Raw genomic sequence first — 22087 nt, 5'->3', positions numbered from 1 at the left:
CCTCGACCGAGGTGCGCATCTTACAGCGCATCCCTTCAAACAGCAACCTTAAAAGTTAATGATTTTTTAACAAAATCAAACACTTAAGCCAGAACCAACATCACGTTGCTCGCTAGCGGGAGGCGAATAGTACAGCATTAAAATACGTGGTCAACCCCTGTCTAGAAATTCTTTTCCCACACCAAAGAGCCTGGGTTGCCACTATGAAAACTTCCAAGGTCCATATAAAGCATCAGGCCAGCAGAGAACCCAAACCACGCCGCCACTGAATCACCCCTTATTTCGTGGACTCTGACTAAACGCTTTTGGCCGAAGGCTGCCTGTCGCCACCGCCAGCTATGGGGCCTGGGGCTGGCGATCAGTTAGGCATTGAAATTTTTGGATGGAATGATGGCGTTAAAGCCAGTCCGCGATACGACTACCGCCCCCTAATGCTTGAGGCCTCAATCGACACGAATCGCTCGGGTGACCCGCGGTAACTGAATGCGGTTATGCCAGGCGAGCGAGCCAAGTGAAAGCGCCCCCCCCTTACATCGACTTGACCGATACCACTTCCACAAACCTGAATTTTTTTCTGGCCGTCTTAGTAGCTTCTTGCTCCGCAACCAGGGAGCTCAGCGTATCGGCCTCATGTACCATTTCGTGCATCTCGCCTTCAAACTCATTTCCCACCCGCAGCGTGACTCTCAGCCTGGGCGTGAAGCCTTTTGAGACTTCCTTTTTCTTCGCTGCTTTTACCGGTTGCACGATCACGACATCCGGAACGGATTCTTGCACGTGTGAGTTAATTACCGGCGCAGGAGGCTCAGAGTCACCGAATAGCGCCCGGCGCATCTCTTCTTCTGTCAATTCTGTATTCATACCATTTCTCAGAGGGGTGTTATGTACAACCTGACCGATTCTATCAGCATGGCCGGACTCTGAAGCAAAGCGTCGCTGGTGGACACGCCAGTGAACGCTTCAGGTCTTCGTCGCATCATGTTTGCCGTCGACGGTATAGATGCTGTCGTTGCACGAATGCAGGCCCATGGCGCAGAACCCATTGGCCGACGGAGCGATAACAAAATGAGTAGCTATGCTTTGTCTGTTGACAAACTCTGGTACCAATATCGTGAAAGGAGGCGTTTGACATGCAACTCATCACGTTGAAAATCGATAAACCAGATGTGACGAACTTCATTTTGGGCCAGACCCACTTCATCAAGTCCGTCGAGGACATCCACGAAGCATTGGTAAATGCCGTGCCAGGTATCCAGTTTGGCGTGGCTTTTTGTGAAGCCTCCGGCAAATGCCTGGTGCGATGGTCTGGCACCGACACCTCAATGATCGAACTTGCACAGAAGAATGCCAAAGCCATCGCCGCAGGCCATAGCTTCATCATTTTTCTGGGCGACGGTTTCTATCCGCTGAATGTGTTAAACACCATCAAAATGATTCCAGAGGTGTGCCATATTTTTTGTGCTACAGCCAATCCAACTGAAGTGATTCTCGCCGAGACGGAACAAGGGCGAGCAATCCTGGGCGTAGTGGATGGCTTCTGTGCCAATGACATTGAAGGCGACGAAGACATCCTGTGGCGCAAGAACCTGTTGCGGCAGATCGGCTACAAGCTGTGAATTGAAGAGCGGGCATTTCGTGGGACAAGGGGCAAACCACTCAATGGTGCCAACAAGTGCACGCATCACTTCGATAAAGGTGATACCTCACCGGTAAACGCTTTCTGGTCTGTCACGCTCTACGACAATGAGGGCTTCCAGGTAGGGAACGTGCTCAATCGTTTTGCCTTCAGCTGCTGGGATGACTGGACTGGTTGGCTTGTTTACCGACGGCTCCGAATTCAACCGGGGCCTTTATGTAAAACAAGGAAATATCTTCGGCCTCAAGTCGCTCAAACAGGCGAATGAACTCTTCTTCAGTAATGGCCAAGCGGATCTCGGTTGGCTGGTCGGCCAGTTCAAAAAAATGCGAGGAGTGCAGTTTTCCTGAATGCCCAAAGCCTTCGATACCCGTTGCCAGAGTGGCCCCACGCAGCCCCATTTCTTTGGCCAAATCGACGATCCAGTCACCCAACATTTTTCCGTGATGACGACGGTTCTGTTGAGTAAAGAAAATCACCAGAAAACCTTTCATGACTGATCACCTCTTTAGCGTGTGCCAATCAATTGAAACGATAGAAGCCCTGCGGCGGTCATCGCCAATGAGCCTGCGACGTGTAGCGAAATGGCGCCAATTGCCCAAAGCAGCCTGCCCTCCTGAATCAAGGTGACAGTTTCAGCCGAGAACGTAGAAAAGGTTGTCAGCCCTCCACAGAAACCGGTGATGATCAGTAGTCGCCATTCGGGACTCAGTGAAGGCGTTGCGGCCAGAAAGGCAATCGTCAATCCGATGATGTATCCCCCGATCATGTTGGCGATCAGGGTTCCCGGCGGAACCGTTGGGAACAGAGCATTGAGCTTGATGCCCAGTAACCAACGTAACCAGGCCCCGAGTGATGCGCCGATAGCGATAACAAGCAGTGACTTCAGCATAGCTGTCCATCTCCTCGCAGGACGAATTGGCGAGAAATCTCTGACTACTGGATGAACGAATGGGGAAATAACGGGGAGAAAGAAGGCATGCCTTCTCCTCAAACCATCCTATATCAGCCCAGCAAATGGTTTCAAAGTAATACCGAGCTTCAATTGAGTGCTCAGGCGCAGTCAGCTTTGGATCGCTTTCCGTCAGTCGCGACCTCAATCCCCAACCTGCGACAAAGGCCTGGCCACCTGCTCCAACGCTCGACGCTCCGCAGCCACCCCCCAAACCGCTTGCACCACCGCTGCCACACACATTAGCGCAGCGCCTATCAGATAACCAATCAACAGACTGCTGCGCTGCTGGGTCTGGATGAGGTGGCCAAACAGCGTCGGCCCGATGATGCCGCCCAGGCCAGTGCCAAACGCGTAAAACACGGCGATGGCCAAGGCGCGGATTTCCAGTGGGAAGCTTTCTGCCACGGTCAGGTAGGCCGAGCTGGCCGCTGCCGAAGCGAAAAAGAAGATCACCATCCATGCCGCGGCTTGCTGGGTGACATCCAACCAACTCTGCTGGAAGGCATAGCCACTGAACGCGAGCAACATCCCGGACGTCGCGTAGGTGAAGCTAATCATCACGCGTCGGCCGATCACGTCAAACAGGCGCCCCAGCAGCAGCGGCCCGCAGAAATTACCCAGTGCCAAGGGCAATACGTACCAACCGACATGCTCGGCGGGTACCTGGTAAAAATCGGTGAGCACCAGCGCATAGGTGAAGAAGATCGCGTTGTAAAAGAAGGCCTGCGCGGTCAGCAGGGTCATTCCCACCAGCGCGCTACGGCTGAAGCGGATGAACAGGGTATGGAAGATCTCCGCCAGCGGCGTATGGTCCCGCGCGTGCAGGCGTAGAGGTTTGCTGGTCACGGCCGGCAGCTCATGGCCTTGTTCGCGCAGACGCGCTTCAATGCCTTCGACGATGCGTCGCGCCTCATCGCGCTGACCATGGATCAGCAACCAGCGCGGGCTTTCCGGCAGCCACAGACGCATCACCAGAATCAACAGGCCCAGCGCTGCACCGATACCGAAACACAGGCGCCAGCCCAGGTCGCCGCCGACCACGTGCGGGTCCAGCAGCACGATGGCCCCGCTGGCGCCAAGCGCTGCGCCTAACCAGAATGTGCCGTTGATGGTCAGGTCGACCCAGCCGCGATAGCGTGCCGGGGTGAATTCCTGAATGGTCGAATTGATCGCCGTGTATTCGCCGCCGATGCCCATGCCCGTAAGGAAACGGAACAGCAGGAAGCTTTCCAGGTTGAAGGAGAACGCCGTAGCCGCCGTGGCACCTACATACAGCCATAAAGTAATAAAGAATAGCTTGCGCCGCCCCAGGCGATCGGTCAGCCAGCCGAACAGCAAGGCACCGAGCACTGCGCCGGCGATGTAGGTGCTGCCGACCAAGCCAATATCGAAGTTGCTCATGCGCAATTCGGGGCTGATTTTCAGAGCGCCGGATACCGAGCCGGCCAGGGTCACTTCCAGGCCATCGAGTAACCAGGTGATTCCCAGCGCGAACACTAGCAGGGAGTGAAAGCGGCCCCACGGCAAGCGGTCCAGGCGTGCTGGAAGATTGGTTTCGAATATCGCGCCGGGCTCGCGGCTATGCAGCTGTTGGTAGGTCATCGCCACATCATTGTCATCTGCAGTGCTTTGTGAGTTAGGAGCAAGCCCCTGGATCGGGAGTTCAAAATTCCGCTGCCGGGTTGCACGCCCCCCCCAAAAAGAAGCTGCTCAGTCAGTACCTGCTAACGTGTAACCATCTCATTGCAAAGCGTGAGATTCCATTGCCATACAGGGAGAGTCAATTGAGCCATCTTTTCGTTGCGTTGATTATCTTTGCGTGTGTATTTGGCAGTGCACTACTAGGTCTTTTTATACGAAAGCAGTTGCCTGCACACCACCTGAGCGATGAGTCCCTCGGCGTGGTAAAGCTGGCGACTGGACTGATTGCTACAATGGCTGCCTTGGTTCTTGGGTTACTGATTTCGTCCGCAAAAGTCACTTTCGAAACGACCAACACGCAGCTCATTCTAAACGCAGCCAAGGTCATTCAGCTCGACCAAGTGTTAGCGCGGTTTGGACCAGAAACCCAAGAGATCCGCACGGTACTCAAGCACAACTATGCAGCCGTGATCGACGTGATCGCAACGCACGACAGGTCAAAGCTCTCGCAACTCGAAAGTCCGCAGGCTATTAGTCGTTCGGACGCTCTTAGAAGGCAGATTGAAAATTTGCAGCCAGGCAACGATCTGCAGCACGCGCTCAAGGTCAAAGCGGAACAGATTGCTGATGAGGTGCTTGGAGCGCGGTGGTTAACACTCTTACAAGCAAATGGCTCGATTCCCGATATATTTTTAATCTTTCTCGTCACGTGGTTATCGATTATTTTCGGCTCGTTCGGCTTATTCGCCCCCTACAACGGGACAGTCATCGTCGCGTTGTTTACGTGTGCGCTTTCAACCTCCGCTGCGATGTTTCTTATTCAAGAGATGAACAGACCGCTCGACGGGATAATCGGGGTATCAGTCGAACCGATGCGCGACACACTTTCTCGTCTCGGGCAGTAACCAAACAACGAAGCACTTCGGCATGCGGCGGGAAGTCGCTGGAGGATTACCGACACATCCCCTTCAACCTCGATGAGCTGGCGCTGGATGCAGCGGCGCGGGGTTTGGGTGTGGCAATGACGGATCTGAAGCTGGCGCAGGAGTCGCTTGATCGTGGGGTATTGGTGGTTCCGTTTGGGCAGCCGTTGAAGACTCGGGGGATTTACTCGCTGTGCCCGCAGCCTTCGGCGGCTTCGCATCCGGCGTGTAGCGTGATCATGCAGTGGTTTGCGCAGCAGGCTGGGCGGGGTGTGGGTTGATCGGATGAAATGACAGCACTGATGAGGAATACTCATGAGGTCATTACGATGGATCGAGAGAGAGTCCCCTTCAACACGCTTAGATCAGAACTAATGGTTTATTTTCAATCTTCTAACAATATCATCACATTTCGCCTGATAGCCTTGATGTTCCAGCCGCTTCCCCGACACCACGGCGAGCGCAAGATGCGAAAAATAGTCATGAAAAATTCGTTAGTCAGGTTTTCGAAAAGTGACCATGGTGCGCTGATCATTTTGCTGAGCGTATCTGCGATTCTGCTGCTCTTCGGGTTGGGGGCAAGGGAGCTTTGGGGCGCAGAAACGCGCTGGGCAAACATCACCCTGCAAATGTTGCAAACAGGTGATTATTTCGACCCTTACCTCAAGGGCATGCCCTACTACGACAAGCCTTTGCCTTCCTATTGGTTGATTGCTGCCACCGCCCACCTGATGGGCGGCCTCGGACACTGGTCGCTACGCCTGTCCTCGGTCCTGGCTGCGTGGCTGAGTGTCTGGCTGGTCTACCTGATCGGCAAACAGCTATATAGCAAAGGCACCGGCCTGCTTGCCGGCTGGTTTCTGGCGACGACGTTCTTTTTCGTTTTCTGGGCTCGGGTCGCAACGGCAGACATCCTGACTGTTTGCGGTGTCCTGGCAGCTGTCTGGTGGTATTGGCGCGGCCCGGACGACACGCGCCTGAGTCGCTACGTCGTATTTTTCCTGTTTCTGTCACTGACCTCGCTGTTCAAGGGCTTGATCGGATTCATCCTTCCAGGGCTGTTGCTGCTGCCACATTTGCTTGGCGAGGGACGCTGGAAGAACCATCTCAATCCACGCATGTTCCTGGCGATGCTGGTGGGGGGCGCGTTCTACATGGTGCCGTTCATACTGTCGCAACGCTATGGCGCGCCGACTTTTGGGTCGAGTGGGCTTGGCCTGGTATTTCGGGAAAACGTGGTTCGATTCTTCCAGCCTTTCGACAACATAGGTCCGATCTATACCTATCTGCTCTACCTGCCGATCTATACCCTGCCCTGGGCACCCTGCTGGATACTCGGCCTGTGGTTGGCCGTACGCAACTGGAAGCAAACCGAACCCAACGTTCGCTGGCTGATCTGCGGCCTGGGGTTGCTGTTCCTGTTCTTCACTGCCAGTGGCAGCCGACGCAGCTACTACGTATTGCCTCTGGTGCCATTTGCCCAATTGCTGGCTGCCTGGTGGGTAACCCGGCGAATGGCCGAGCGTCGTGCTGCCGGTAAAGTCAGCGGGCCCGGTTGGACGAAGGGTATTGCCGGGACAGCAGTGCTGTTATTTTTGATTATTGGCGTTATCTATCCCTGGACCAATGGTGGTGGGGGTGGCGTCATACAGTTCACCAAAGATGTGCGTGCAGAGGCCATCAAGACTGCGCCGTGGAACGAATGGCGCATGGTAATGGTGGATGTCGACAACAAGCTGCCCATGTACATGCAAAATCATGGCTCACCGTTCTACTACGTTGCCCCTGATTCGGATATTCCGCAAAAAGGCGACACGGCAGCACTGATGGCGTGGCTGGAAAAAGAGAGTGGCGAGGCCTGGAATCCTGAACGCACGATCATCGTGGAACAGTACAAAGACATCAATCAATTGCCCTTGGCTTATCTGACCGCCGACCATCAATTGATCACCACCAAGCCAAACAACGGCGCCCGGATGTTTCACGCTCGTGAATCTGGCAGTGCCGCGTTCATACCCAACGTGAAAGCGACAGGTACTCCTGTAGACGGTCAAGCTGCAACGCAAACTTCGGTTCAATCGATGTACTGAAGAAAAAAAGAGGACACCCGTTAGCCGGTCTCAAGCCAAGGCTAACAGCCAACTCGCCCTGCAGCTTTCAACTGCAGGGTTTTCTTTTATCTCAACCTGCCTGGTGTCAGGCCCGCCCCTGTCAGGTGTCGGGCCTGAGCTTACGTTTGCCTGACAATATCGACCGAGATCTCCACCGCCGCAATCGTTCCTCTGTTCTCAAGCCAGTGCGTGGTGTTCCTGTCCTCGGGCCAGCCCACTCCCGGTCCATAGTCCGTGGCGACTCCATTACGATGGTCCGTGATCACTCCTTGCAGTATGTAGACAGTGCCGGGCCTGTCTTTATGGTCGTGAATCGGCCCGAAGACGCCCCCGGGCTCGATGGTCACCAAACGCATTCTAAGTTGGCGCCCTGCCATGCCCTCGATCTCGGGGCCCAGGTCAACCGTTGCGAGTAACTTCACTGCAACACCTTTAGTCTCAGGTGCCACCTGTTCGTTGCTCATTGTGCATTCCTCCGAGTGGGAGTGAGTTCGACGCTGTCGTGATGCTCCGGCACCGACCAACCCGGCTCCAGGCTGATGCGCCGGCGCAATACGTCCGAGGCATTGAGCTCGCCGTGACCTTGTCAGTTGAACCTGGACAATGGCTTGATGATCGTCAAGCTGCACGGCGCTCGGTTTAACACGCTCTCGGCGGTACTGCCGATGAAACGGTCGATCCCATGATGATAGCTCGTGCCCAGCACCACCATGTCGAAGGCATTTTGTCGGGCGAAAAGTCCAATCACCTGGTGGGGGATCCCGGTCAGTAAATGTCGATGTTTTTTCTCGATGCCATAGCGTTCGGCAAGCTCCTCAAAAGCCTCTTCCTGAGTATCGTTGACCGCTTCTCTCAGACTGACGTCCAGGCTCAGCGTCGGCACACTGACGTCACTGTCCCCCAGGACTGACCAGCTGCTGACGTTGAGTACATGCAAAACGGAGCCACAAGCGGCCGCCAAGGTCGAGGCCAGGTCGAGAATCCGGTCATTCAGGCCATGGCTGAGCTCCTCCAGATGAGACAAATCGATAGCCGCGAGAATTTTCAACGGCTTTGGCTCTCTTGCGTCGGTTACCAGATGCAACGGGGCCGGACAGTCACGCAACAATAACCAGTCAAGCGGGCGGTGAAAGGCGCGGTCGAGTGCCGGCACATGATGGGTGTCCTTGATCACCAGGTCGGCATGGAAATCATTGACGTATTCGAGCACGTGCGCCGGGGTCGACTTGGCCCAGACCACTTCAGTGGTCACCTGCAAACCGATGCACCGTTGAAACCGCGCTTGCTGCTCCAGCCAGTGTCGATGCACCTGCAAATAGCCTTCCCGCGCCTGGGCCATCGCATCGTGGTTAAACAGGCCGGCGACCGCCAGTGCCTGCACATAATCGAACGAGATAATGTGCAGCAACGCACCGGTTGCACTGGCCAACGACTGCGCTCGGTCAAACGCCGGGGTGCGGGTCATTTCGGTAGGCGCAATCAATAGAATACGTTTGAGTTTCAGCATCACATACCTCGTCCCGGGAACGCTTTACCTGCCCGACTACAAGCCCGACTTCCTGTCCAGGCCTCATGCAATTACTCCCTACTTGTCGAGTGAAGGCTCTGATCTTTGTCAACTATTGGGGCTTTTGCTCAGCACGCCAAATGACAGCAGGCTGACAGAGGCATTGTTGATATAGCTCAATGATCTTCCGGCGCTCAGGCGTAGAAAACACTGATGGGCACTCACAGCCCGTCGTAATGTCGAATCAGTCAGAGGACACCGTCATGAGCGATTTGAGTCTGCGTAAAACCATTTTGGAAGAACTTGAATTCCAGCCTGAGATCGACGCCGCCAACATCGGTGTGACCGTGAACAACGGCGTCGTCACCCTCTCCGGCCACGTCAGCAGCTACGCCCAGAAAATCAGCGCAGAACGCGCGGTAAAAGGCATCAAAGGCGTACGTGCGCTGGCCGAAGAAATTGAGGTCAGGCTGGACAACAGTGCTGGCACGGCAGATGACACCATTGCGAACCGCGCCTTGAAAATCATCCACTGGAGCTCTGACGTTCCCGAAGGCGACATCAAAGTCATTGTGCAGGGCGGACGGATCACCCTGGAAGGCGAAGTGGACTGGCAGTACCAGAAAGAAACCGTGGAACGGTCCGTGCGCAAGCTGTCCGGCGTGATCGGCGTGGACAATCGACTCACCCTCCGCCCCCGGCTGGATGTGCTCGATATCCAGCAACGCATCGAAGCAGCGCTCAAGCGCTACGCTGAATTGGAAGCTCAGGAGATTCGCGTCAAAGTCGAAGGTGATGTGGTGAAGCTCGAAGGCCGGGTTCACTTGTGGCGCGAACGTCAGATCGCGGAACGGGCAGCATGGTCGGTGCCCGGCGTGAGTAAAGTGGAAGACCACTTGCTGCTTGCTTGAGCCAAAAACCTTGGGGAGCCGGCGGTTTCCCAGGGGATCAACAGGCTGCCTGCCCGGCCCGTGTCCCTTGTCGAGCCACTAACATGAAAAAGAATCACCAATGGAATCTATCGTACTTCGCGATCACGTTTGTCGTACTCACCCTCGTGCAATTTTTGTTTGTTGAACGTGGTGCGGTGCAGAACATTCCGTACAGTCAGTTCCTGCAACTGCTGAACGAGCAAAAGGTCAGCGATTTGCGGGTCGAGAAAGATCAAATCAGCGGCAAATTGCAAGAGCCTATCGAGGGGCACACCCAGTTCTCGACGGTGCGGGTCGATCCGGCACTGGCGGCGAATCTGGTTCAATCAGGTGTCGGCTTTACCGGGGTCAACGAAAACACCTTTTTGAATGGACTGTTGGGCTTGCTGCTGCCCTTTGTTTTGATCATGGTGATCTGGCATTTCCTGTTTCGTGGGCTGGCGGAAAAACAGGGGATGGGTGGGTTGATGAGCATCGGCAAGTCCCGGGCCAAAGTGTTCGTCGAACGCGATACCGGAGTGACGTTCGCCGATGTCGCCGGAATTGATGAAGCCAAGGCCGAGCTGGTGGAAATCGTCTCCTTCCTGAAGGACAAGGCTAAATATGCTCGCTTGGGAGCGCACATTCCCAAGGGGACGTTGCTGGTCGGTCCGCCGGGCACCGGCAAGACGCTGGTGGCTAAAGCCATCGCCGGTGAAGCCGGTGTGCCTTTTTTCTCGATATCGGGTTCCGAGTTTGTCGAAATGTTCGTCGGCGTCGGCGCCGCCCGAGTGCACGACCTGTTCGAACAGGCACGGCAGGCGGCGCCCTGCATCATCTTCATTGATGAACTGGATGCGTTGGGCAAAATGCGTGGGGTCGGCGCATTTGGCGGTAACGACGAAAAAGAGCAGACCCTCAATCAGCTGCTGGCAGAGCTGGACGGGTTTGATCCCCGTGAGGGCGTTGTCTTGCTGGCCGCGACCAATCGGCCCGAGATTCTCGACCCGGCGCTGCTGCGAGCCGGACGGATCGACCGGCAAGTGCTGATCGATCGTCCTGATCGCAAAGGTCGAGCGGCGATCCTTAAGGTCCATCTTCAGAAAATCACCGTGAAACCTGGCCTCGATGGCGAGCGTATTGCCGAGATCACCACCGGCTTCACGGGCGCGGACCTGGCCAACCTGGTCAACGAAGCCGCCATTGTCGCCACCCGGCGCGGTGCCGAAACGGTCAATCTCGACGATTTCACGGCGGCGGTGGAACGACTCGTCGCGGGGGTTGAACGCAAGAGCAGCCTGTTGCGTCCTGACGAGCGTCAGGTGGTGGCGTATCACGAGATGGGGCATGCGTTGGCCGCAAGCCATCTGCCGGGCATGGACCCCGTGCACAAAGTCTCTATCGTCCCTCGCGCCATCGGTTCGCTGGGGTATACGCTGCAGCGGCCGACCGAAGATCACTTCCTCATCAGTTGCCAAATGCTCAAGGACCGGATTGTCGTCTTGATGGCCGGACGCGCCGCCGAATACCTTGCTTATGGCCAGATTTCTACCGGGGCTGCCGATGACCTGGCCCGTGCCACGGATATCGCCCGTCAATTGATCACTCGGTTCGGCATGAGTGCCGAGCTTGGCCAGTCGGTGCTGGAGCGGCAAACCGCGACTTACCTGGGCGAGCGTATGTCGGGGGGCGGTGATAAAGATTATTCGGAACAAACGGCCAGGGAAGTCGACCTGGGTATTCGTGCTCTGCTCGATGAAGCCTACGAGCGGGCCAAGGCCTTGCTCGAGAGTCTGCGGGCCGACCTGGACGCGGGGGCCCGTCTTTTGGTCGAAAAAGAAAACCTGACACCCGAGGAGTTTGCGCCGCTCAAGCCGATGCAAAGTGCCCCGATAGCCCTCAAATCACCGTGACGCCACCCGTTATCGCTGGAGGTTCGCCATGCTGGCCGTCACGCTGATCAATACCCTGGTAGTGATCGTCGTCGTGGTGATCCACTATGAATGCCTGTCACGCCTGAACGACTGGCTACCGAGGCTCAAACTCTGGAGCCGGTTCAGGATCGTTGTCGGGGTGTTCGGCGCACTGCTGGCCCACGCCATGGAAGTCTGGTGCTTCGCGCTGGTCTATTACCTGATGTCACGCTCCGGCGAATGGGGCCATCTGACGGGCAACTTCGATGGCACATTCATGGATTGCGTGTACTTTTCCTTCACCACGTACACGACCATCGGCTTTGGCGATGTTACCCCCGTGGGCAACCTGAAGTACCTGACCGGGCTTCAGGCGCTGACCGGCCTGGTACTCATTTCCTGGACCGCCTCGTTTCTGTTTCTCGAAATGCAAAGATACTGGAAGAGCAAATAGCGACATCACTTCTGCAGACTGCCTGAGCGCTGCAAGCCCGCCCCACGGCACGCACACCGGCCCAGGCCACCTCCTGTGGTCACGTCGATCCCGCCGCAGGTGTCCATTGCCAGTTCAGCACCTCGGGCATGTCCTGGCCGTGCTCGATGAGGTAAAGCTTGTGTTTCTCCATGGTCGACCAGTAACGCGCCCGCGCGACTTGCAGTTGATCGTGCAGTCGCGGCACCCGTTCGATGACGTCCAGCGCCAGCTGATAGCGATCCAGGTTGTTGATCACGGCCATGTCGAACGGTGTGGTCGTTGCCCCCTCCTCCTTGTAGCCACGGACATGGAAATTCTCATGATTGTTGCGCTTGTACAGCAGTCGGTGGATCAGCGCGGGGTAGCCATGGAAGGCGAAGATCACCGGTTTGTCGACGGTAAACAATTCATCGAACGCACTGTCCGGTAACCCATGGGGATGCTGGTACGAGGGCTGCAGCACCATCAAGTCAACGACATTGACCACCCTCACCCGCAGATCCGGTACGTACTCACGCAACAGGGTCACGGCGGCCAGGGTTTCCAGGGTCGGAACATCACCGGCGCACGCCATGACCACGTCCGGGTCTTGATCATCCCGGCACGCCCAGTCCCAACGACCAATGCCCGCCTGGCAATGAAGGTTGGCGGCATCGATAGCCAGCCACTGCCATTCCGGCTGCTTGCCGGCGACGATGACGTTGATGTGATTACGGCTGCGCAAGCAGTGATCGGCTACCGACAACAGGCAATTGGCGTCCGGCGGCAGGTAGATACGCACCACGTCCGACTTCTTGTTTGCCACCAGATCGATGAACCCCGGGTCCTGGTGGGAAAACCCGTTATGGTCCTGGCGCCAGACATGGGAGGTGAGTAAATGATTGAGCGAAGCAACGGGTTTGCGCCACGGCACCTCGGCCGCGGTTTTCAGCCATTTGGCATGCTGATTGACCATCGAATCGACAATATGGATAAACGCCTCATAACAGGACAGCAAACCATGGCGCCCCGTCAGTAAATAGCCTTCGAGCCAGCCCTCACACACCTGCTCGCTGAGAATCTCCATGACCCGGCCGTCGGCCGCCAGGTTCACATCATCGGGTTCCAGCGGGTCCATCCATACCTTGGCGCTGACCTCATAGACCGCATCCAGTCGGTTAGAGGCGGTTTCATCGGGACCGAACAGGCGAAAGTTGTTCGACAGCAGATTGTTTTTCATCACATCGCGTAAAAAAGTGCCCAGTACGCGCGTGGCCTCGGCGCGCAGACTGCCGGGCCCGTCGAGTTTCACGGCATAGTCGGAAAATCTCGGCAGGTTCAGCGGCTGCAATAACAAGCCCCCGTTGGCATGGGGATTGGCGCTCATGCGCCGGTGTCCGGTGGGCGCCAATGCGGCGATGTCAGGAAGCAAGGTGCCATTGGCATCAAACAGTTCATCAGGTCGGTAGCTTTCGAGCCATTCCTCCAGTTGCCGCAGGTGAATCGGCTGCTGGAAATCGGCCAGCGGCACTTGATGTGCACGCCATGTACCTTCGACTCGATGGCCATCGACGAATTTCGGACCGGTCCAGCCTTTGGGCGTGCGCAATACCAGCATGGGCCACAGCGGCCGCTCTGGCGCTGCGGATGGCCCAGGCCGGCGCGCCTGCCGCTGAATCTCGCGAATGTTCAGCACCATCGTGTCCAGCGTCCGGGCCAGGGCCTGATGCACCTGCGCCGGCTCATCACCTTCAACGAAATACGGATCGTAGCCATAACCATACAGCAGGGCCGACAGCTCGTCCTCACTGATTCTGGACAGCACCGTGGGGTTGGCGATTTTGTAGCCGTTGAGGTGCAGGATCGGCAACACCGCCCCGTCGCGCGCAGGGTTGAGGAACTTGTTGGAATGCCAACTGGCCGCCAGCGTGCCGGTTTCGGCCTCGCCGTCACCGATCACACAAGCGACGATCAGGTCCGGGTTATCAAACGCCGCGCCATAGGCATGGACCAGGCTGTAGCCCAGTTCGCCGCCTTCATGGATCGAACCCGGAACCTGCGCCGACAGATGACTGGAAATCCCGTACGGCCAGGAAAACTGCCGGAACAGGCGCACCAGGCCGTTGGTGTTGCGCTCCACCGCGGGATAGAACTCGGTATAGGTGCCTTCAAGGTAGGTCTGCGCGACCACAGCCGGCCCGCCATGGCCGGGGCCGGCGACAAACAGCACGTTCAGGTCGTACTGGTTGATCAGCCGATTGAGGTGGGTGTAGATCAGGTTCAGCCCCGGTGTCGTGCCCCAATGGCCCAACAAGCGCGGTTTGATGTGGGCCAGGGTCAGCGGCTCGCTCAGCAGCGGGTTATCCTTGAGGTAGATCTGTCCGACGGCCAGATAATTGGACGCCCGCCAATAGGCATCCAGCCCTTCGAGTTGCTCAGCACTCAGAAAATCGCTCATGGGTTTCTCCGCCAGAGGGTCGGTGCACCGGTAGACTTTCGTCGATTCTGGGGGTCTGAAACGCCCAAGACTTGATTTACATCAAGTCTCAAACCCGGCGCTCAAGCTGACTGATGCAGGGATTCTATGCATAGACGACCCATGCTGCCGGAACCGGGTTTTCCCGTTCGTCGATTTCCCCCGGAAAATGCCCGAATGAAACGAGTGTCTGAAGACCGGCCACCTATGCTTATTGCATCCTCAGATGGCGTCATTTCCCATGCCCGAAACTCGTCCCCTCCAACAAGTTCAGCACCTCAAGCCTGCTTGCTCCAGCTGCAGCGTATTGGAGTTGTGCCTGCCGATTGGCCTGACCGGGCAGGAGGTAGAGCGTCTGGACACGCTGATCGTGCAACGCTTCAAGGTTAAAAAGGGGGCAGCGCTGTACCGCACTGGCGATCCGTTGCGCTCGCTTTACGCGGTCCGTATCGGCTCATTCAAGACCAGCATGGTGTCAGTCGATGGGCGTGAACAGGTCACCGGCTTTCACATACCCGGCGAGATGCTCGGCCTGGACGCTATCAGTGCCGAAGAGCACGCCTGCAATGCGATTGCCCTTGAGGACAGCGAAGTCTGCCCCATCCACTTTGCACAACTGGAGAAACTCGCCCAGAGCCTGCCGTCACTGCAGCACAACCTTAACAAGCTCCTGAGTCGTGAAATCGTGCGTGATCACAGCATGCTGATGTTGATGGGCAACATGAACTCGGACGAGCGGCTGGCGGCTTTTTTGCTGAACCTGTCGCAGCGTTTCAGTATCCGTGGCTATTCATCCAGCGACTTCGTGCTGAAAATGCGTCGCGAAGAAATCGGCTCCTACCTGGGACTGCGTCTGGAAACCATCTGCCGGGGCATTGCGCACCTGCGGGATCAGGGACTGGTGGAAATAGCCGGTCGCGACGTCAAAATCCAGAACATGGAAGGGCTCAAGCAACTGGTCGCGGGCTGTCATCGCCCCCTCAGCTAACACCTGCACGTCTGGAGCATCATCATGCGTGCCATGGTTCTACGTACTCCCGGCCAACCGCTGCAATGGGAGGAACGTCCCATCCCGACACCCGGTGCACACCAACTGTTAATCAAAGTCCTGGCCTGCGGCGTGTGCCGCACCGACCTGCATCTGGTGGACGGTGAGTTACCACAAGCCGTGCTGCCGCGCGTGCCGGGTCATGAAATTGTCGGCGAAGTCACGGCGGTGGGGGCAGAGGTCGTGTCCGGCCTCATCGGTCAACGGGTGGGCGTGCCCTGGCTTGGCTGGACGTGCGGTCAATGTGTGTTCTGTGAGTCTGGCCGCGAGAACCTTTGCGATCAGGCGCAGTTCACCGGTTGTCATCTGGACGGCGGTTATGCCGAGTACACCGTGGCCGACGAACGCTTCTGCTTCCCTATTCCTCAGGCACTCTCCAACACCGAAGCCGCGCCGCTGTTATGCGCCGGGCTGATCGGCTTTCGGGCCTTGCAAATGGCCAAGGGTGCACGCCACCTGGGCCTCTATGGCTTTGGGGCAGCGGCACATTTGGCCATCCAGGTCGCGCGCAGGCGCGGGCAGCAGGTGTATGCCTTCACTCGGCCGGATGACAGTGAAGGCCAGACCTATGCCCGATCACTGGGGGCCGAATGGGCCGGCCCTTCAGATCAGCCGCCGCCGCACCTGCTCGATGCCAGCCTGATTTTCGCCCCTGTCGGTGCGCTGGTGCCGCAGGCGCTGGCGGTTACCGTCAAGGGCGGCTGTGTGATTTGCGCCGGCATTCACATGAGCGACATTCCGACCTTCCCCTATCGGCTCTTGTGGGGCGAGCGCAGCGTGCGCTCCGTAGCGAATCTGACCCGCGCAGACGGCACGGCCTTTTTTGAAGAACTGCGTCATACGCCCGTACACAGCGATGTCACCGTGTTCGCACTGGAAGAGGCCAACCAGGCGTTGGCGAGCCTTAGGGCCGGCCAGATCAAAGGAGCGATCGTGCTCACCCCTTGACACTCGGACCTGACTGTTTGACCGCCAGAATACTTCCCGGCACCGAATACAGTGCGCGCTCGGTGTTGCTGCCGACCAAGCGGTCGATCCCCACCCGATGCACGGTCCCCATCACCACCACATCCGCCAGGTATTGCTCGACAAACTCACTGATCACCGGCACCGGCAAACCCATGACGAAATGCCGTCGCTCCGGCGGCACACCGTAGCGGTCTGCCAGGGTGATAAAAGCCAGGTGCAAGGATTCGCGCAGTTCCTCGATGAAATCCACTCCCCAGCCACCGCTGACCAGCGGCGCATCACCATTGAACGCCGGTGACAAGTCATAGGCGTACAGCAGGTGCAACGGCGCGTCGCATTGCAGGGCCAATGCGTTGGCCGTCTGGATGATGGTGTCGTTCAGCCCAGTGATTTGCGTGGTGGGGTCAAACGGGTCCACCGCCGCCACGACCCGATGCGGCAACCCGTAACGGGCCTGGTTGACCAGGTGCACGGGGATTTGGCATTCGCGAAGCAAGTGACAATCGAGCGGTGTGATGAACACCCGCTTGAGCACGGGCTCCAGGGTGACATCCTTGATCAGCAGGTCGGGGTTGAGGTCTTCGACCGCCTTTAAAATGTCCAGCAGTGGATGAGTCGTGAACACCGCTTCGACCGTCACCTCCAGCCCCAGGCTGCCGAGTCGCTCGAGCTCTTCGGCCACCCAGCGACGATGGCGGCGCAGGTAGCGCTGATACCCGGCCTCGTCGATTTTTTCTTCCCATACATGCACCACCGGCGCCGGCTCGACAAAAGCCCGTACATCCAGCGCGGCACCGCTGGCCTTGGCCAGTGCGACGGCACGCAGCATGGCGGGAGACTGATGCAGGGTTTGGTCGGCGATCAGCAACAAACGTTGATATTGACCCATCACACACCTCGGCTCGACACCGGTTCTCAAGCGCCGGTAGATTCAAGACTGCGCTCGTCACCCCCTCCCCCGGGTTGATTTACATCAAACACGCGCGAATGAACGTCCCAGGTTACGGGTCTCTGATCCAGATCAGATTCAAGGATCGCCAGCGGCGTAGAAAGGAATGAACCGCACGGTTCATCACCGTACGCCGACCTTTCAAACCGGATGGAGGATCACCCCATGCTCACTGTCAAAGACCACAATGATCGGGCCGCCGCAGCCTATGCCTCGGTCACCGGAAAATACTGGATCGAAGCGCTCAAGGATGGCCGTCATATATTGATCCGGCCACTGTCTGAAAAAGACCGCGAGCGTGAATACGCCTTCATCAAGCGGCTGTCCCCCGAATCCCGGCACATGCGCTTTCTGGCGCAGATCAATGAACCCGGTGCCGCCATGCTCGACCAGTTGATGGACACCGATAACAAACAGCGCATGGCCTACGTCGCGCTGGTCCACGACAACGGTCAACTGATCGAGATTGGCATCAGCCGCTACGCCGCCACCGGCGAGCATGAATGTGAATGCGCCGTGACGGTTGCCGATGAATGGACGCATCTGGGCCTGGGTACGCTACTGATGGAGCATTTGATCAAAGCGGCTCGCAGGAACGGTTTTCGCCAGATGTATTCGGTGGATGCCTCCAGCAATGCGCCGATGCGCGACTTGGCCAAATTCCTGGGCTTTGAGACACACAATGATCCCGATGACACCCATCAAGTCATTCACCGCCTCCACTTGTAAAAAATTGCCCCGCGATGCACCGGCCAACAGTTCATCGCGGGGCCTTTCGACACTCAGGATTACAACGCCCTGCCCGGTTTGATCGCCAGCACGCTGCACGGCGCCCGATGCAACAGTTGTTCGGCGGTGGTCCCCAACAGCTTGTTCAATCCATTGTGCTGCACCGTCCCCATGACAATGACGTCGGTGTGATGCTCGGCGGCAAAATCACAAATACTCCTCAGCGGTGAGCCCTCGATGAAGTGCCGCGATTGCACAGGCACGCCATGGCGTTCGGCCAAGGCTGCAAACGCTTCTCGCTGCGCCGTTCCCAAGGCTTCATAAATCCCGGTGGCCAATGGTAGTGCGCCAAAGCCCATATCCTGGGCATACACCGCCGTCCAGTCATACACATGCACCAATTCGAGCGTTGCAACGCATTGCTCGGCCAGCTTCACCGCAGCGTCGACAATCTGATCGTTAAACACCAAGTCCTGCTCTTCGCTGCGCAGCACATCGACAATCGCCAACACATTGCGCGGCCCTGGTCGGAGTGCATTCGTCACCAGATGCACCGGCACTGGACAATCGCGCAGCAACTGCCAGTCCAGTGGTGTGAAAAACACCCGTTTCAACGCTGATTCTTCCTGGGCATCCTTGATGATCAGTGCCAACGACATCTCGTTGACGAAATGCAGGACTTCCTCGTAAGGATGCTGCACCCACACCACTTCGCTGGTGACCTCGACACCATGCTTGCTCATCAAAGCAGCTTGCTCCGAGAGCCATTGCCGATGGGTTTGCAAATACCCATCACGGGCCAGGTTGATTTGTTCGGGGGCGAACAGGCCAGCCACCGCCAGGGCCTGCAAGTAATCGAAGGCCACGATGTGCAACGGCAGTTGCATCGCGAGCGCCAACGCCGCGGCACGGTCGAACGCCGGTGTGCGGGTCATGGCGGGCGGGGCAATTAACAGTAAACGCTGAGTCTGCGACATGGGGCACCTCGGCACGCGGCCATCTGGATGGAGTGAACAGGCATTCAGAATGAGCGATCCTGCTGGAGGCGACTTGATCTTTATCAGCAACAACGTCGGTCAACAATCCGTGGATGGGCGCGCGCGACTCACCGCATGGCAGGCGGTGTTTCCTGTCAGCCGCCTGTTTGACAAAAATCAAGCCGCCGCCCCCAGGCCGGCAGCAGAATAAGCACAAGATTCCACTGCCCACCTGCACCGTTGTCTGTGTGCACAAGCGGTTCTGCAATGATCGACGGGAGAGTTGTCATGTCTGAGCAATCACGTTTCATGCTGGTCGTCTCGCCCCTGATGGAAAACAGCCCCGCGTTCGACCGGGCCGCCGCACTGGCCAAGGCTTCAGGCGCAGCACTGCACATCGTGGCGTTCGATTACCTGGAGGGGCTGGCGACCGCCGGTATGGTCAACGAACAAGCGCGGGAGCAGATGCAACTCGGGTATGTCGAGCGCCATCGCCAATGGCTCGAAGACCAGGCCCGGCCCTTGCGCAAAATCGGGGTGCACGTCACCACTGAAGTGGTCTGGGTGGAACGACCCTTGCAGGAAATCCTCATTCACCTCAACGAACAGCCGATGGCGGCCCTGATCAAGGCACTGGAGCACGAATCGCTCCTGTCCCGCCTGATCTTCACGCCCCTCGATATCCATCTGCTGCGCGAATGTCCGGTGCCGATGCATTTTGTCAGCCATGTGCGGCATGCCTTGCCGCGCAAAATCGTCGCCGCCGTCGACCCCTTCCATCGGGAGGGCCAATACGAAGGTTTCAACGACAGGATTCTGCGCGAGGCCGCAAAACTGGCGAGCACCTGTAACGCCGAACTCGATGTGATCTATGCCCATGACCTTTCATCCATCAGTGCAGACGAATTCGGTTTCGATAATGCTTCGGCGTTTTTCTCTTCAGGCAACGCCAAGACCTTGTTCGATGCCCAGGGTGAAGCCTTCCGCGAGCTGGCCGAGCGCAACGGTATCCCGCCGGAGCGCCAACACATGATCATGGGCAACCCGGAAAGGGTACTGTCCAGTTACGCCGATGCCTATGACATTGACGTCATAGTCATGGGCCGGGTCAGCCATCGTGGCATAGGCCGATTGGTCGGTAGTACGGTGGAACACCTGCTGTACAAAATGCCGTGCAGCGTATGGGTGGTCTCACCGGAAGCACTGGAGGACTGATAGATATACGCAAGGAAGAACACAACAAGGTCCGCTGCCCCCATACGTGTTCTATCCTTGCATCCATTTACCGCCCCGGACATTTAAATGCCTAACCCTGAAACCACCCTCCTCCAAAGCTGGCACCACAACGCCCGATCCTGGATCGAAGCCATTCGTACCGGCGCCATTGAAAGCCGTCTTAACGTCACCGACCAGGCAATCCTGCTCGCGGTGCTGGGCCGCCAACCCGAACGCGTGCTTGACCTGGGTTGCGGCGAGGGCTGGCTGTTGCGCGCGCTGGCGAAACGGGGGATCAAGGCGGTCGGTGTGGATGGCGACGCGACGCTGGTCGAGGCAGCGCGGGCGGCGGGCTCTTCGCAGGTGCATGTGGCGAGCTATGAAACGTTGGTGGAGGCGAAGGTGGACATCGGCAGCGGCTACGATCTGATCTGCGCCAACTTCGCTCTGCTGCAGCAGGACATCATCCCGCTGCTAGCCGCCATGAACGCCCTGCTCGCCCCTGGCGGCGCGCTGGTGATCCAGACGCTGCATCCGTGGACCGTCGCGGCGGGCAACTACCAGGATGGCTGGCGGGAAGAGACCTTCGCTCACTTCAAGGGTCAGTGGCAGGCCATGCCGTGGTACTTCCGCACCTTGTCCAGCTGGCTCAATGCCCTGGACATGGCCGGTTTTCGGCTGGTCGGCCTGCAGGAGCCGCAGCACCCGCAAAATCCTGAGCCGCAATCGTTGCTGTTGGTGGCCGAGCAGCGGGGGTAAGTTACAGTCAATCAGTTCGGGCAAGGCAAACCGTCTGGCCGGATGCTGCCAGTCTGAGGAGAAATGACCGTCCCTCAGGCTCAGCTAAGTTTCGTTACGTACCTTCTCCGCTGCGCACATTTGGCGCTGCTCAGGAGAGGCATCCGCCTATGAAACCCGCAATAGCCGACTGGCTAAACAAAGTACCTGAAGTGACGTTGTCATTCTGGGTGATCAAGATTTTGTCCACGACCGTGGGTGAAACCGGCGCTGACTTTCTGGCCGTCGATGTCGGCTTCGGTGCTGGCTGGACCAGTATCGGCATGGCGATCTTGCTGGCCATCGCACTGTTCTGCCAACTGCGCACCAAAGCCTACACGCCCTGGATCTACTGGCTGACCGTCGTACTGGTGAGCATTGTCGGGACACAAATTACCGACATTCTCACAGACATGCTGGACGTGAGCCTGTACACCAGCACAGCGGTTTTTTCCGCCCTGCTCGCCATCAACTTTCTGGTCTGGTACCGGGTGGAACACAACGTGTCGATCCGTGAAATCGTCACGCCGCGGCGGGAGATGTTCTATTGGGCCACCGTGCTTTGCACCTTTGCCCTTGGCACCGCCGCCGGAGACCTGGCGACCGAAGCTCTGGGCCTTGGTTTCACCCTCGGCGCGGTGATTTTCGGTGCGTTGATCGCTGCCACCCTGGTGGCCTGGCGCATGGGCTGCAACATGGTGTTGACGTTCTGGATCGCCTACATCCTGACTCGACCGTTCGGCGCCTCCCTCGGCGACTTGCTGACCCAGGCCAAAACCTACGGTGGCCTTGGAATGGGCGCCGCCTGGACCAGTGCCATCTTCCTGTGCGTCATTGTCCTGCTGGTTGCGGTCGCGCAAATCAGCACCGGCAATCGCAAAGCAGTCACTCAGTAA

23 protein-coding genes and 1 pseudogene are annotated in these 22087 nt (G+C 57.6%); 15 read left to right on the top strand and 9 right to left on the bottom strand.

What is annotated here, in order from left to right; genetic code table 11:
* Positions 1-528: 528 nt before the first annotated feature.
* Positions 529-861 carry a hypothetical protein gene (locus tag ACM6IR_RS26150; RefSeq protein ID WP_414910358.1) on the bottom strand — a complete coding sequence of 111 codons (333 nt, stop codon included), beginning with the start codon at positions 859-861 and terminating at the stop codon, positions 529-531.
* A gap of 269 nt (positions 862-1130) precedes the next feature.
* On the opposite strand from ACM6IR_RS26150, the gene ACM6IR_RS26145 reads away from it, so the two are divergent.
* Both ACM6IR_RS26145 and ACM6IR_RS26140 read left to right on the top strand, forming a co-directional pair.
* Entirely contained in the window at positions 1131-1616 is a 486-nt protein-coding gene (locus ACM6IR_RS26145; RefSeq protein WP_414910357.1) for an adenosine-specific kinase, read from the top strand.
* Positions 1617-1904 (top strand): DUF1214 domain-containing protein, encoded by a 288-nt coding sequence (locus ACM6IR_RS26140; RefSeq protein ID WP_414910371.1) that lies wholly within the window; start codon positions 1617-1619, stop codon positions 1902-1904.
* On the opposite strand, the gene ACM6IR_RS26135 is transcribed toward ACM6IR_RS26140, so the two are convergent.
* From ACM6IR_RS26135 to ACM6IR_RS26125, 3 genes are all read right to left on the bottom strand, one after another.
* A complete protein-coding gene (locus tag ACM6IR_RS26135) occupies positions 1786-2130 on the bottom strand; it encodes a DUF190 domain-containing protein (RefSeq protein ID WP_414910356.1) in 345 nt (114 codons plus the stop codon). The two genes, ACM6IR_RS26140 and ACM6IR_RS26135, sit on opposite strands and share 119 nt — an antisense overlap.
* Before the next feature lie 14 nt (positions 2131-2144).
* Positions 2145-2528 carry a fluoride efflux transporter CrcB gene (crcB, locus tag ACM6IR_RS26130; RefSeq protein ID WP_414910355.1) on the bottom strand — a complete coding sequence of 128 codons (384 nt, stop codon included), beginning with the start codon at positions 2526-2528 and terminating at the stop codon, positions 2145-2147.
* 204 nt (positions 2529-2732) lie between these two features.
* Positions 2733-4193, bottom strand: coding sequence for an MFS transporter (locus tag ACM6IR_RS26125; RefSeq protein ID WP_414910354.1), 1461 nt, complete (start codon positions 4191-4193; stop codon positions 2733-2735).
* 182 nt (positions 4194-4375) lie between these two features.
* On the opposite strand from ACM6IR_RS26125, the gene ACM6IR_RS26120 reads away from it, so the two are divergent.
* The 3 genes and pseudogenes from ACM6IR_RS26120 to ACM6IR_RS26110 all read left to right on the top strand — a co-directional run bounded on the left by ACM6IR_RS26120 (position 4376) and on the right by ACM6IR_RS26110 (position 7245).
* Positions 4376-5137, top strand: a complete 762-nt coding sequence (locus tag ACM6IR_RS26120) for a hypothetical protein (protein WP_414910353.1) — start codon at positions 4376-4378, stop codon at positions 5135-5137.
* A gap of 17 nt (positions 5138-5154) precedes the next feature.
* Positions 5155-5436: pseudogene (locus ACM6IR_RS26115) on the top strand (LysR family transcriptional regulator); the annotation flags it as partial.
* Positions 5437-5637: 201 nt separating this feature from the next.
* Positions 5638-7245 carry an ArnT family glycosyltransferase gene (locus ACM6IR_RS26110; protein ID WP_414910370.1) on the top strand — a complete coding sequence of 536 codons (1608 nt, stop codon included), beginning with the start codon at positions 5638-5640 and terminating at the stop codon, positions 7243-7245.
* Between the two features lie 140 nt (positions 7246-7385).
* Here ACM6IR_RS26110 and ACM6IR_RS26105 read toward each other — a convergent pair whose 3' ends face one another.
* Together ACM6IR_RS26105 and ACM6IR_RS26100 are read right to left on the bottom strand one after the other, a co-directional pair.
* Positions 7386-7730 (bottom strand): cupin domain-containing protein, encoded by a 345-nt coding sequence (locus ACM6IR_RS26105; protein WP_414910352.1) that lies wholly within the window; start codon positions 7728-7730, stop codon positions 7386-7388.
* 122 nt (positions 7731-7852) lie between these two features.
* Complete coding sequence (locus ACM6IR_RS26100) at positions 7853-8773, bottom strand: universal stress protein (protein WP_414910351.1); 921 nt, start codon at positions 8771-8773, stop codon at positions 7853-7855.
* 263 nt (positions 8774-9036) lie between these two features.
* Between ACM6IR_RS26100 and ACM6IR_RS26095 the strand changes: the two genes are divergently transcribed.
* The 3 genes from ACM6IR_RS26095 to ACM6IR_RS26085 all read left to right on the top strand — a co-directional run bounded on the left by ACM6IR_RS26095 (position 9037) and on the right by ACM6IR_RS26085 (position 12051).
* Positions 9037-9684, top strand: coding sequence for a BON domain-containing protein (locus ACM6IR_RS26095; RefSeq protein WP_414910350.1), 648 nt, complete (start codon positions 9037-9039; stop codon positions 9682-9684).
* Between the two features lie 83 nt (positions 9685-9767).
* The gene (ftsH, locus tag ACM6IR_RS26090; protein ID WP_414910349.1) at positions 9768-11597 is read left to right on the top strand and encodes an ATP-dependent zinc metalloprotease FtsH; all 1830 of its coding nucleotides are present in this window, start codon (positions 9768-9770) and stop codon (positions 11595-11597) included.
* Positions 11598-11625: 28 nt separating this feature from the next.
* A complete protein-coding gene (locus tag ACM6IR_RS26085; RefSeq protein WP_414910348.1) occupies positions 11626-12051 on the top strand; it encodes a potassium channel family protein in 426 nt (141 codons plus the stop codon).
* Positions 12052-12130: 79 nt separating this feature from the next.
* Here the strand turns inward: ACM6IR_RS26085 and ACM6IR_RS26080 are convergent, their stop codons facing one another.
* The gene (locus ACM6IR_RS26080) at positions 12131-14509 is read right to left on the bottom strand and encodes a phosphoketolase (RefSeq protein ID WP_414910347.1); all 2379 of its coding nucleotides are present in this window, start codon (positions 14507-14509) and stop codon (positions 12131-12133) included.
* Positions 14510-14768: 259 nt separating this feature from the next.
* Between ACM6IR_RS26080 and fnr the strand changes: the two genes are divergently transcribed.
* Together fnr and ACM6IR_RS26070 are read left to right on the top strand one after the other, a co-directional pair.
* Entirely contained in the window at positions 14769-15515 is a 747-nt protein-coding gene (gene fnr / locus ACM6IR_RS26075; RefSeq protein WP_414910346.1) for a fumarate/nitrate reduction transcriptional regulator Fnr, read from the top strand.
* A 24-nt stretch (positions 15516-15539) separates the two neighbouring features.
* Positions 15540-16523, top strand: a complete 984-nt coding sequence (locus ACM6IR_RS26070; RefSeq protein ID WP_414910345.1) for a zinc-dependent alcohol dehydrogenase family protein — start codon at positions 15540-15542, stop codon at positions 16521-16523.
* On the opposite strand, the gene ACM6IR_RS26065 is transcribed toward ACM6IR_RS26070, so the two are convergent.
* Positions 16513-17433, bottom strand: a complete 921-nt coding sequence (locus ACM6IR_RS26065) for a universal stress protein (RefSeq protein ID WP_414910344.1) — start codon at positions 17431-17433, stop codon at positions 16513-16515. The two genes, ACM6IR_RS26070 and ACM6IR_RS26065, sit on opposite strands and share 11 nt — an antisense overlap.
* Positions 17434-17658: 225 nt before the next feature.
* Between ACM6IR_RS26065 and ACM6IR_RS26060 the strand changes: the two genes are divergently transcribed.
* Complete coding sequence (locus ACM6IR_RS26060; protein ID WP_414910343.1) at positions 17659-18222, top strand: GNAT family N-acetyltransferase; 564 nt, start codon at positions 17659-17661, stop codon at positions 18220-18222.
* Between the two features lie 59 nt (positions 18223-18281).
* Here ACM6IR_RS26060 and ACM6IR_RS26055 read toward each other — a convergent pair whose 3' ends face one another.
* Positions 18282-19199, bottom strand: coding sequence for a universal stress protein (locus tag ACM6IR_RS26055; protein ID WP_414910342.1), 918 nt, complete (start codon positions 19197-19199; stop codon positions 18282-18284).
* 49 nt (positions 19200-19248) lie between these two features.
* Here ACM6IR_RS26055 and ACM6IR_RS26050 point away from each other — a divergent pair, with 49 nt between their 5' ends.
* The 4 genes from ACM6IR_RS26050 to ACM6IR_RS26035 all read left to right on the top strand — a co-directional run bounded on the left by ACM6IR_RS26050 (position 19249) and on the right by ACM6IR_RS26035 (position 22087).
* Positions 19249-19410: a hypothetical protein gene (locus tag ACM6IR_RS26050; RefSeq protein WP_414910341.1), complete on the top strand. Its 162-nt coding sequence runs from the start codon at positions 19249-19251 to the stop codon at positions 19408-19410.
* A gap of 77 nt (positions 19411-19487) precedes the next feature.
* Positions 19488-20414: a universal stress protein gene (locus tag ACM6IR_RS26045; RefSeq protein WP_414910340.1), complete on the top strand. Its 927-nt coding sequence runs from the start codon at positions 19488-19490 to the stop codon at positions 20412-20414.
* Between the two features lie 87 nt (positions 20415-20501).
* A complete protein-coding gene (locus ACM6IR_RS26040) occupies positions 20502-21173 on the top strand; it encodes a class I SAM-dependent methyltransferase (RefSeq protein WP_414910339.1) in 672 nt (223 codons plus the stop codon).
* Between the two features lie 149 nt (positions 21174-21322).
* The gene (locus tag ACM6IR_RS26035) at positions 21323-22087 is read left to right on the top strand and encodes a hypothetical protein (RefSeq protein WP_414910338.1); all 765 of its coding nucleotides are present in this window, start codon (positions 21323-21325) and stop codon (positions 22085-22087) included.

The sequence above is a fragment of the Pseudomonas sp. IT-P253 genome, assembly GCF_949768125.1.
GTDB lineage: Bacteria > Pseudomonadota > Gammaproteobacteria > Pseudomonadales > Pseudomonadaceae > Aquipseudomonas.
The sequence above is the reverse complement of the archived record's forward strand: the minus strand, read 5'-3'. Positions and strand labels throughout refer to the sequence as shown.

Bases quoted from the DNA above. Each gene is read 5' to 3' on its own strand.
- ACM6IR_RS26150 (WP_414910358.1), bottom strand. From the start codon at position 861: ATGAATACAGAATTGACAGAAGAAGAGATGCGCCGGGCGCTATTCGGT.
- ACM6IR_RS26070 (WP_414910345.1), top strand. From the start codon at position 15,540: ATGCGTGCCATGGTTCTACGTACTCCCGGCCAACCGCTGCAATGGGAG.
- ACM6IR_RS26100 (WP_414910351.1), bottom strand. From the start codon at position 8,773: ATGCTGAAACTCAAACGTATTCTATTGATTGCGCCTACCGAAATGACC.
- ACM6IR_RS26065 (WP_414910344.1), bottom strand. From the start codon at position 17,433: ATGGGTCAATATCAACGTTTGTTGCTGATCGCCGACCAAACCCTGCAT.
- ACM6IR_RS26105 (WP_414910352.1), bottom strand. From the start codon at position 7,730: ATGAGCAACGAACAGGTGGCACCTGAGACTAAAGGTGTTGCAGTGAAG.
- ACM6IR_RS26045 (WP_414910340.1), top strand. From the start codon at position 19,488: ATGTCTGAGCAATCACGTTTCATGCTGGTCGTCTCGCCCCTGATGGAA.
- fnr (WP_414910346.1), top strand. From the start codon at position 14,769: ATGCCCGAAACTCGTCCCCTCCAACAAGTTCAGCACCTCAAGCCTGCT.
- ACM6IR_RS26135 (WP_414910356.1), bottom strand. From the start codon at position 2,130: ATGAAAGGTTTTCTGGTGATTTTCTTTACTCAACAGAACCGTCGTCAT.
- ACM6IR_RS26050 (WP_414910341.1), top strand. From the start codon at position 19,249: ATGAGCGATCCTGCTGGAGGCGACTTGATCTTTATCAGCAACAACGTC.
- crcB (WP_414910355.1), bottom strand. From the start codon at position 2,528: ATGCTGAAGTCACTGCTTGTTATCGCTATCGGCGCATCACTCGGGGCC.
- ACM6IR_RS26145 (WP_414910357.1), top strand. From the start codon at position 1,131: ATGCAACTCATCACGTTGAAAATCGATAAACCAGATGTGACGAACTTC.
- ACM6IR_RS26095 (WP_414910350.1), top strand. From the start codon at position 9,037: ATGAGCGATTTGAGTCTGCGTAAAACCATTTTGGAAGAACTTGAATTC.
- ACM6IR_RS26040 (WP_414910339.1), top strand. From the start codon at position 20,502: ATGCCTAACCCTGAAACCACCCTCCTCCAAAGCTGGCACCACAACGCC.
- ftsH (WP_414910349.1), top strand. From the start codon at position 9,768: ATGAAAAAGAATCACCAATGGAATCTATCGTACTTCGCGATCACGTTT.
- ACM6IR_RS26125 (WP_414910354.1), bottom strand. From the start codon at position 4,193: ATGACCTACCAACAGCTGCATAGCCGCGAGCCCGGCGCGATATTCGAA.
- ACM6IR_RS26060 (WP_414910343.1), top strand. From the start codon at position 17,659: ATGCTCACTGTCAAAGACCACAATGATCGGGCCGCCGCAGCCTATGCC.
- ACM6IR_RS26035 (WP_414910338.1), top strand. From the start codon at position 21,323: ATGAAACCCGCAATAGCCGACTGGCTAAACAAAGTACCTGAAGTGACG.
- ACM6IR_RS26055 (WP_414910342.1), bottom strand. From the start codon at position 19,199: ATGTCGCAGACTCAGCGTTTACTGTTAATTGCCCCGCCCGCCATGACC.
- ACM6IR_RS26080 (WP_414910347.1), bottom strand. From the start codon at position 14,509: ATGAGCGATTTTCTGAGTGCTGAGCAACTCGAAGGGCTGGATGCCTAT.
- ACM6IR_RS26085 (WP_414910348.1), top strand. From the start codon at position 11,626: ATGCTGGCCGTCACGCTGATCAATACCCTGGTAGTGATCGTCGTCGTG.
- ACM6IR_RS26110 (WP_414910370.1), top strand. From the start codon at position 5,638: ATGAAAAATTCGTTAGTCAGGTTTTCGAAAAGTGACCATGGTGCGCTG.